Source organism: Kitasatospora sp. NPDC001309, assembly GCF_042896295.1.
Lineage (GTDB): Bacteria > Actinomycetota > Actinomycetes > Streptomycetales > Streptomycetaceae > Kitasatospora.
The window spans coordinates 1-8,691 of record NZ_JBIAXC010000096.1; the positions used below are offsets into that span (position 1 = coordinate 1).

Annotated in this window: 8 protein-coding genes; 3 read left to right on the forward strand and 5 right to left on the reverse strand. The window is 70.8% G+C overall.

Features of this window, described 5'->3' with window-relative positions:
• Nucleotides 1-89: 89 nt before the first annotated feature.
• The 4 genes from ACFY2K_RS43240 to coxB all read right to left on the reverse strand — a co-directional run bounded on the left by ACFY2K_RS43240 (nucleotide 90) and on the right by coxB (nucleotide 4,574).
• Complete coding sequence (locus ACFY2K_RS43240; RefSeq protein WP_375893314.1) at nucleotides 90-1,346, reverse strand: Ig-like domain-containing protein; 1,257 nt, start codon at nucleotides 1,344-1,346, stop codon at nucleotides 90-92.
• 179 nt (nucleotides 1,347-1,525) lie between these two features.
• Complete coding sequence (locus ACFY2K_RS43245; protein ID WP_375893315.1) at nucleotides 1,526-1,948, reverse strand: cytochrome c oxidase subunit 4; 423 nt, start codon at nucleotides 1,946-1,948, stop codon at nucleotides 1,526-1,528.
• Entirely contained in the window at nucleotides 1,948-3,723 is a 1,776-nt protein-coding gene (ctaD, locus tag ACFY2K_RS43250; RefSeq protein ID WP_375893317.1) for a cytochrome c oxidase subunit I, read from the reverse strand. Before ctaD ends, ACFY2K_RS43245 begins: the two co-directional genes overlap by 1 nt.
• The gene (gene coxB, locus ACFY2K_RS43255; protein WP_375893319.1) at nucleotides 3,720-4,574 is read right to left on the reverse strand and encodes a cytochrome c oxidase subunit II; all 855 of its coding nucleotides are present in this window, start codon (nucleotides 4,572-4,574) and stop codon (nucleotides 3,720-3,722) included. The genes ctaD and coxB overlap by 4 nt, the downstream gene beginning before the upstream one ends.
• 369 nt (nucleotides 4,575-4,943) lie before the next feature.
• Here coxB and ACFY2K_RS43260 point away from each other — a divergent pair, with 369 nt between their 5' ends.
• Nucleotides 4,944-6,335 carry a cysteine desulfurase/sulfurtransferase TusA family protein gene (locus ACFY2K_RS43260; RefSeq protein ID WP_387718599.1) on the forward strand — a complete coding sequence of 464 codons (1,392 nt, stop codon included), beginning with the start codon at nucleotides 4,944-4,946 and terminating at the stop codon, nucleotides 6,333-6,335.
• Nucleotides 6,336-6,361: 26 nt separating this feature from the next.
• On the opposite strand, the gene ACFY2K_RS43265 is transcribed toward ACFY2K_RS43260, so the two are convergent.
• The gene (locus ACFY2K_RS43265; protein WP_375897352.1) at nucleotides 6,362-7,336 is read right to left on the reverse strand and encodes a carbohydrate kinase family protein; all 975 of its coding nucleotides are present in this window, start codon (nucleotides 7,334-7,336) and stop codon (nucleotides 6,362-6,364) included.
• Nucleotides 7,337-7,615: 279 nt separating this feature from the next.
• Here ACFY2K_RS43265 and ACFY2K_RS43270 point away from each other — a divergent pair, with 279 nt between their 5' ends.
• Nucleotides 7,616-7,825, forward strand: a complete 210-nt coding sequence (locus ACFY2K_RS43270; RefSeq protein ID WP_380405958.1) for a hypothetical protein — start codon at nucleotides 7,616-7,618, stop codon at nucleotides 7,823-7,825.
• A gap of 91 nt (nucleotides 7,826-7,916) precedes the next feature.
• Nucleotides 7,917-8,600 carry a hypothetical protein gene (locus ACFY2K_RS43275; RefSeq protein WP_380532579.1) on the forward strand — a complete coding sequence of 228 codons (684 nt, stop codon included), beginning with the start codon at nucleotides 7,917-7,919 and terminating at the stop codon, nucleotides 8,598-8,600.
• Nucleotides 8,601-8,691: the final 91 nt, after the last annotated feature.

Below are 8,691 nucleotides of genomic sequence, written 5' to 3' on the forward strand. Positions count from 1 at the left end.
GTCGCAATCCACACCGAGCCAGAAGGCCCTCACTCATTTCAAGATCACCCAGCCGTGAACCCCGTCACCAACCTCCGTGGTCAGTACACCTAGACCTCGGGCCGCATCATCCCCGCGGCGGGGGCCTGGCCGGGCGGGACGGTGGTGCTGAGGGGCTGTCCGAGGGCGCTGTGCTTGACCCAGTCCGTCCAGTCGATGTTCCAGTCCCCGAAGCCGTTGCCGAAGGGCTCCATGGTGGCGCCGCGGCTGTTCACCACCGTCACCAGGTCCCCCACCCGGGTGTTGTCGTAGAACCACTCGGCGTTGTCGGTGCTCATCCCGGTACAGCCGTGGCTGACGTTCTCGTAGCCCTGGGAGCCGACCGACCAGGGCGCCGCGTGGACGTACTCGCCGCTCCAGGTCACCCGGGTGGCCCACTTCACGTCCAGGTCGTAGGACTCGGAACTGCCGGCCGCTATGCCGATCGTCTCGCCGCTCATCCGGACGGAACGCTCCTGGCCGAGCACCACCTTGATGCCGTTGCGGGTGTCGAAGCCGGGCTTGCCGGTGGTGACCGGGATGGTCCGGACCGTCACGCCGTCACGCTTGAGGGTGAGTTCGTGGGCGGCCGCGTCGATCACCGACTCGACCCGCGCGCCGATCCGCAGCTTCAGCGCGCTGCGGTCGCCGCCGTAGAGGCCGTCCGAGATCCGGCTGCCGGTGCCGTCGAAGGCCAGCGAGACGGTCGTACCGGTCGGCCAGTAGTCCTCCGGGCGGAAGTGCAGGTTCTTGTCGTCCACCCAGTACCAGGCGCCGGTGACGGCGGGCTGGGAGGTCACGGTCAGCGCCCGTTCGACCTCCTGGCGGGCCTGGGGGTCCTTCACCGCCTCGGAGAGCTGCGCGGTGAGCGGCTGGCCCACCCCGTAGACGCCGCTGCCCGAGGAGTCCGGGCCGAGCTTGGCGGTGAGCAGGCGCTGGGCGGCCAGGGTGGAGAAGTTCTGGGTGGTGTCGCCGCGCCCGTTCCGGCCGTCGTCGGCGGAGATCCGGACGGCGTACGCGGTGTTCGCCCGCAGCCGGCCGGTGGTCTGCCAGCTGTGCTGGTCGTCGGCGAGCTTGCCGGCCACCACCCGGCCGTCCGGGTCGACCACGGTGACGTCGGTGAGCCGGCTGCCCGCCACCGCGGTGACGGTGACCGGCTTGGAGGGGTCGACCTTGCCCTCGGCCGAGAGGTGGACGAGCGGTCCCGCGTCGATCCGGTGCGGCCCGACGGCCTCGTCCCGGCCGGACGAGCAGGCGGCCAGCGGGGCCAGCACTGCGAGCGCCAGCGAGATGCTGCCGATGCCTGCGATTGTGCGCCTGTCGGCCATGACCGCCTCCGAGGGGTTCGCACGATTCGTACGATTGATCAGATCGTAGGAACGCCCTGGGGCGAGCGACATCCGAGCGACCCTCCGTTCACCCGGGTGAGTGAGGCGGTCACCCCCGGGACGCAGCAGGGCCGGTCCTCCCGTTACGGGAGGACCGGCCCTGTCGCCGGAGGCGGAACCTACTGGTTCTGGTTCTCGCCCCGGTAGAACTCGAAGACCCATCCGAAGATGCCGATCAGGATGATCGGGGCGGCCCAGAACATCAGCCACCAGCCGAAGATCACGCCCATGAACGCGAGCGCGCCACCGAGCGCCAGCGAGAGCGGCTGCCAGCTGTGCGGGGCGAAGAAGCCCAGCTCGCCGGCGTCGTCCGCCACCTCGGCCTCGGGGTTGTCACCCGCGCCGCTGTCCACCCGACGGGCGGTGAAGGCGAGGTAGTAGCCGATGAAGGCGCAGAGCGCGAAGGCCAGGAACAGCGCGGTGGTGCCGGCGGCCTCCAGGCCCGGGCCGTCCTTCGCGTTGCTGGTCCACAGGCCGTACGTGATGGCCATCGCCAGCACGAAGACCGACAGGCCCAGGAAGATCTTTCCCTGTTCCTTCATCAGGCGTCACCCTCCTGCTTGCCCTTGCCCAGCTTCGGGGCGTCGTACTTCGCCGGGGTCACACCCGCGAGGTGCTTGGCCGGCTCGCCGTGGTTCTCCAGGTAGTCCAGCGCGGCGATCTCCGGGTGGTGGAGGTCGAAGGCCGGGGATTCGGAGCGGATCCGGGGCAGGGTGAGGAAGTTGTGCCGCGGCGGCGGGCAGGAGGTCGCCCACTCCAGGGAGCGGCCGAAGCCCCACGGGTCGTCCGCGGTGACCTTCTCGCCGTACTTGGCGGTCTTCCAGACGTTGTAGAGGAACGGCAGGATCGACAGGCCGAGCACGAAGGAGCCGATGGTCGAGACGGTGTTCAGGGTGGTGAACCCGTCCGAGGCCAGGTAGTCGGCGTAACGGCGGGGCATGCCCTCGGCGCCCAGCCAGTGCTGCACCAGGAAGGTGGTGTGGAAGCCGAAGAACAGCGTCCAGAAGGTGATCTTGCCGAGGCGCTCGTCCAGCATCTTGCCGGTCATCTTGGGCCACCAGAAGTGGAAGCCGGCGAACATCGCGAAGACGACGGTGCCGAAGACCACGTAGTGGAAGTGGGCGACGACGAAGTACGAGTCGGAGACGTGGAAGTCGATCGGCGGCGAGGCCAGCAGGACACCGGTCAGACCACCGAAGAGGAAGGTGACCAGGAAGCCGACCGTCCAGAGCATCGGCGTCTCGAAGCTCAGCGAGCCCTTCCACATGGTGCCGACCCAGTTGAAGAACTTCACACCGGTCGGGACCGCGATCAGGAAGGTCATGAAGGAGAAGAACGGCAGCAGCACCTGCCCGGTGACGTACATGTGGTGCGCCCACACCGTCACGGACAGACCGGCGATCGCGATGGTGGCCGCGATCAGGCCGGAGTAGCCGAACATCGGCTTGCGGCTGAAGACCGGGATGATCTCCGACACGATGCCGAAGAACGGCAGCGCGATGATGTACACCTCGGGGTGGCCGAAGAACCAGAACAGGTGCTGCCACAGCATCGCCCCGCCGTTGGCGGGATCGAAGACGTGGGCCCCGAACTTGCGGTCCGCCTCCAGGGCGAACAGCGCGGCGGCCAGCACCGGGAAGGCCAGCAGGACCAGCACCGAGGTCAGCAGGACGTTCCAGACGAAGATCGACATCCGGAACATCGTCATGCCCGGAGCGCGCATGCAGATGATCGTGGTGATGAAGTTGACCGCACCGAGGATCGTGCCGAAGCCGGAGAAGGCCAGACCCATGATCCACATGTCGCCGCCGACGCCGGGCGAGTGCACCGCGTCCGACAGCGGGGAGTAGGCGAACCAGCCGAAGTCGGCGGCGCCGTTCGGGGTCACGAAGCCCGCCACCGCGATGGTCGAACCGAAGAGGTACAGCCAGTACGCGAACATGTTCAGACGCGGGAACGCCACGTCCGGGGCGCCGATCTGGAGCGGCATGATCCAGTTCGAGAAGCCCGCGAACAGCGGCGTCGCGAACATCAGCAGCATGATCGTGCCGTGCATCGTGAACGCCTGGTTGAACTGCTCGTTCGACAGGATCTGGGTCCCGGGACGAGCCAGCTCGGCGCGCATGACCAGGGCGAGGATGCCACCGATCAGGAAGAAGGCGAACGACGTGCCCAGGTACAGGGTGCCGATCGTCTTGTGGTCAGTGGTGGTCAACCACTTGATGATGGTCGAACCCGGCTTGCGGGTCCGCTGCGCCCCGACCGTGACGGCCTCGGCGCCCCCGCCGGCCGCGGCGGGCTCGTTGAGGATGGTCACTTCTCTTCACTTCCCATGCTGATGAGGCCGGAAGGCACCGCACCGTTCTGGCCCTTGGCGCGGAGCTCAGCCAGGTGCTTGTCGTAGTCGGCACGGTCGACGACCTTGACGTTGAACAGCATGCGCGAGTGGTCGTAACCACAGAGTTCGGCGCACTTGCCCATGTAGTCACCCTTGACGGTCGGGGTGACCTCGAACTTGTTCACCACGCCCGGTACGACGTCCATCTTCATCATGAAGTTGACGGGCCAGAAGTCGTGGATGACGTCCCGAGAGGTGAGCCGGAACTGCACCGTCTCGTTGACCGGCAGCCAGAGCGTCGGGACCACCTTGGGCGTACCGACTTCGTACGCGGCGTCCTTGTTGGCCGGGTCGGGGGTCTCGGTGTTCTCGTAGTTGAACGCCCAGCTCCACTGGAAACCGACCACGTTGACGTAGTGCTGCGGCTTCGCGGAGACATGCGTCAGCTTCGACTCGTCGCGGGCGACGAAGTAGAAGAGGACCGAGACGATGATGATGGGGACCGCGGTGTAGAGCGCCTCGATGGGCACGTTGTACCGGGTCTGCGGGGGGATCTCCACGCCGGTGCGCTTGCGCCGGTGGAAGATCACGCTCCAGATGATCAGACCCCACATCAGTACGCCGACCACCAGCGCCGCGATCCAGGAGCCCTGCCACATCTGGAGGACCATGGGTCCTTCCTTCGTGACCGGACTCGGGAGGCCAAGCCTGGGGAGGTCGTTGGCCGAGCAGCCGGTGGCGGTCGCGATGACGAGGCCCAGTGCCAGCGCCTGAGGCAGCTTCCGCCGCATCGTGCGCCGCGGCGAGCGGTCGGAGCCGTTGGGACTCACGTAGCGCCTTCCCGAAGTCTCGCCCGCCTTCGCGTCGCACCGGGAGGGGAGTGTGAGCCCCTCCGGCGACCCGTCCACGGGCACGGTTTGAATGCTTATGCGGGCCAAACCCTACTCCAGCCTTATGCGCTCCTGACGGGCAGCCCCCGGTAACGCGCCGCCCGGTCGCCCGATCAGGCCCGGCAGGCGCTGCGCCGCAGGTCATCCCAGGCATTCGAGGTCCTTACGCCCGATCGGGGGATGACCTCGAACAACGCGGGTGACGGCCCGTCGGCACCGGACGAAGCGGACATTCGGGGTGATCGACTGACGGCCGGTGAGCAATGCGGACCGAGCCGCGCGGCTCCGGGTGTGTCGTTAAATGTGACCGTGTACTTCGACGTGGCCTCGACGGCCCCTCTGCACCCCGTCGCGCGGCAGGCCCTGACCGCCGCCCTGGACGAGGGCTGGGCCGATCCGGCCCGGCTGTACCGCTCCGGCCGGCAGGCCCGGATGCTGCTGGACGCCGCCCGCGAGACGGTCGCCGCCGTCCTGGGCGCGCGGCCCGACGAGATCTCCTTCACCGCGAGCGGGACGCAGGCCGTCCAACTCGGGCTGCTGGGCGCCCTGGCCGGGAACCGCAGGCGCGGCGGGCACCTGGTGCACTCCGCGGTGGAGCACTCCAGCGTGCTGCACGTCGGCGAACGCCACGAGGCGGGCGGCGGCGAGGTCTCGGTGGCCCCGGTGGACCGCACCGGGCGGGTGGACCCGCGGGCCTTCGGCGCCCTGCTGCGGACCGACACCGCGCTGGCCGCGCTGCAGAGCGCCAACCACGAGGTGGGCACCGTCCAGCCGGTCGGCGAGGTGGCCGAACTGTGCGCCGCGGCCGGGGTTCCGCTGCTGGTCGACGCCGCACAGAGCGCCGGACGGATGGACGTCCCGGCGGGCTGGTCGCTGCTGACCGCGAGCGCCCACAAGTGGGGCGGACCGCCCGGGGTCGGCGTCCTCGCCGTGCGCAAGGGCGTCCGGTACGCCTCGCCGCTGCCGGCCGACGAGCGCGAGGGCGGGCTGGTGCCCGGCTACGTCAACGTCCCGGCGATCGTGGCCGCGGCCGCCTCGCTGCGCGCCGTCCGGGCGGAGGCCGAGCGGGAGAACGCCCGGCTGCACGCCCTGGTGGAGCGGATCCGCGGCCGGGTGCCGCAGCTGGTGCCCGAGGTCGAGGTGGTCGGCGACCCGGTGCGGCGGCTGCCGCACCTCGTCACCTTCTCCTGCCTGTACGTGGACGGCGAGGTGCTGCTGACCGAGCTGGACCGGGCGGGCTTCGCGGTCTCCTCCGGCTCCTCCTGCACCTCCTCCACCCTGACGCCGAGCCACGTGCTGGCCGCCATGGGCGTGCTCACCGAGGGCAACGTCCGGGTCTCGCTGCCGTACGGGACGGCCGAGGCCGACGTGGAGCGCTTCCTCCGCGTGCTGCCGGACGTGGTCGCCGGGGTCCGCGCCCCGCTCGGGCTGGACCTGCCGGCGCCGGCGGGCGACGCCGGGCCACTGCTCGTGATCGACGCGCTCGGCAAGCGGTGCCCGCTGCCGGTGATCGAGCTGGCGAAGCGGATCGGCGAGGTGCCGGTGGGCGGCACCGTCGCCGTGCTGGCGGACGACGAGGCGGCCCGGCTGGACGTCCCGGCCTGGTGCGGGATGCGCGGTCAGGAGTACGCCGGGGAGGCCCCGGCCGCCGACTACGGCGGCGACCGGGGCTCGGCCTACCTGGTGGTGCGCCGCTCCTGAGGGGGCGGACCACCAGGGCCCGGCCGCTAGACCAGGTGGGTGCGGATCTCCGCGGCGGCCTCGGCCCCGTAGGCGTCCTCGATCCGCTTCAGGAAGGCGGCCGGACGCAGGTCGTACTCCTGGGTGCCGACGGTCTCGATCACCAGGGTGGCGAGCATGCAGCCGAGCTGGGCGGCGCGCTCCAGGTCGAGGCCCCAGGACAGCCCGGACAGGAAGCCGGCCCGGAAGGCGTCGCCGACGCCGGTCGGGTCGACCTTGGCCTCCTCGGCCGGGCAGCCGACCACGATCGGGGCCTCGCCCTTGCGCTCGATCCGGACGCCCTTGCTGCCCAGGGTGGTGACCCGGGTGCCGACGCGGGTGAGCAGCTCCTCGGCGTCCCAGCCGGTCTTGGTCTCGATCAGCGCGGCCTCGTACTCGTTGGTGAAGAGGTACGAGGCGCCGTCCACCAGCTCGCGGATGTCCTCGCCGTCCAGGCGGGCCAGCTGCTGGGAGGGGTCGGCGGCGAAGGCGTAACCGCGGGTGCGGCACTCCTGGGTGTGGCGGACCATGCCCTGGGGGTCGTCGGCGCCGACCAGGACGAGGTCGAGGCCGCCGACGCGGTCGGCGATCGGCTTGAGCTCGATGTTGCGGGCCTCGGCCATGGCACCGGTGTAGAACGAGGCGATCTGGTTGTGGTCCTCGTCCGTGGTGCACATGAAGCGGGCGGTGTGCCGGGTCTCGGAGATGTGGACGGAGTTGCAGTCCACGTTGTTGCGCTCCAGCCAGCTGCGGTACTCGGCGAAGTCCGCGCCGGCGGCACCGACCAGGATCGGCCGGAGCCCGAGCACGCCCATGCCGAACGCGATGTTCGGCGCGACGCCACCACGGCGGATGTCCAGGGCGTCGACCAGGAAGGACAGCGACACGGTGTGCAGCTGCTCGGCGACGAGCTGGTCGGCGAACCGACCGGGGAACGTCATCAGGTGGTCGGTGGCGATCGAGCCGGCGACGGCGATACGCACGGGGGTCTCCTCAGGATGGCAACAGGGCCAGCGGGGGCGAATGAACCCACTCACGGTACCCGTCCGGCACGGCACGCCAGCAAGAGTCCCGCAAGCTGCCGGTCGCCTTCCCCGCCATGGTGGCACCCCGGACCCCCCAACGTGTACTACCTCCGGGTAGCACTGGTGGGCCCACCGGGCCGGGCCTAGGGTCGGCCCCATGGAGCCCTGCCGCGATCGGTCGGGGCCCGTCGACGACCGTGGCGATGCGGCCACGGCCCTTGATCGGAGCGATGCCCGATGATGTCCGACCCCTTCCCGCCGAGCGCCCGCCGAGCCGACGCGGACACCGAGACCCTCGACGCGCTGGTCCGCTCCTCCCGGCGGCTGCGCCGGTTCTGGCCGGTGGTGACGGCCGGACCGGAGCCCGCCGCCCCCGCGTCCGTCGGCGTCCGGGTGCCGTCCGGGGCGCAGCGGCTGGTCGCCGGCATGGCCGAGTACGGCATGTGAGGACCGGGGAACCGGATCCGACCGGGGCACGTCACATCCGCGCGGTGCGGCCGAGGAGGCCGCGCCGCTGAGCCCTCGGGAGGATGCGCAGATGGATCTGGAGACGATGCCCCGCCGCGGTCGGCGGGCGGTGGCCCTGGCGGTGGCCGCGCTGGCGGCAGTGGTGACCCTGGCCGGCTGCAACGGCGACGGCAAGGGTTCCGGGGACTCGGCGGCGAGCACCGCCTCGGCCTCCGTGAGCAGCTCGGCCCCGCCGAGCGGGTCCCCGACGGCCCCGGCGGACTCCGGTTCGCCGTCCGCGCCGGCGCCCGCGGGGGCCCCGTCGGGCGGGGCGACGCCGACCCCGGCCGAGCCCGCACCCGGGCGGCCCACGACGCCGGCCACTCCCCCGCCCAACGGGATCGCCCCCGGTGAGCCCAACCCGGCCGGTGGCGGCCCGGCCAACTCGAACGTCCGGCCGCCGACCGGCTACCGGCTGGACGGCAGCAACAAGCTGACCGTCTACTTCTTCGGCGGGGTCTGCACCACGTACGCGGTGAAGGCGGACGAGTCGCAGCCGGGCCAGGTGGGCGTGGTGATCGTGCCGGGCCCGCCGACCGTCCAGCCCGGGCACGTCTGCACCGCGATGGCCAAGCGGCAGGCCGTCTCCGTCGACCTGCGCTCCCCGCTGGCCGGGCGGACGGTGGTGGATCGGACGAGCGGCCAGGAGGTGCCGATGGAGGGCGACGCCCACGCGGGCCCGGACCCGGTCACCCCGGACGGCGCCGCGCGCTAGTAGTGCTTTGTTACGTGTTGCGCGGGGTCTGGGCAGGTTGGCGGTTCGGCGGTTCGCTGTCGGTGTGACTCCGAACGAACTGGCACTGTTA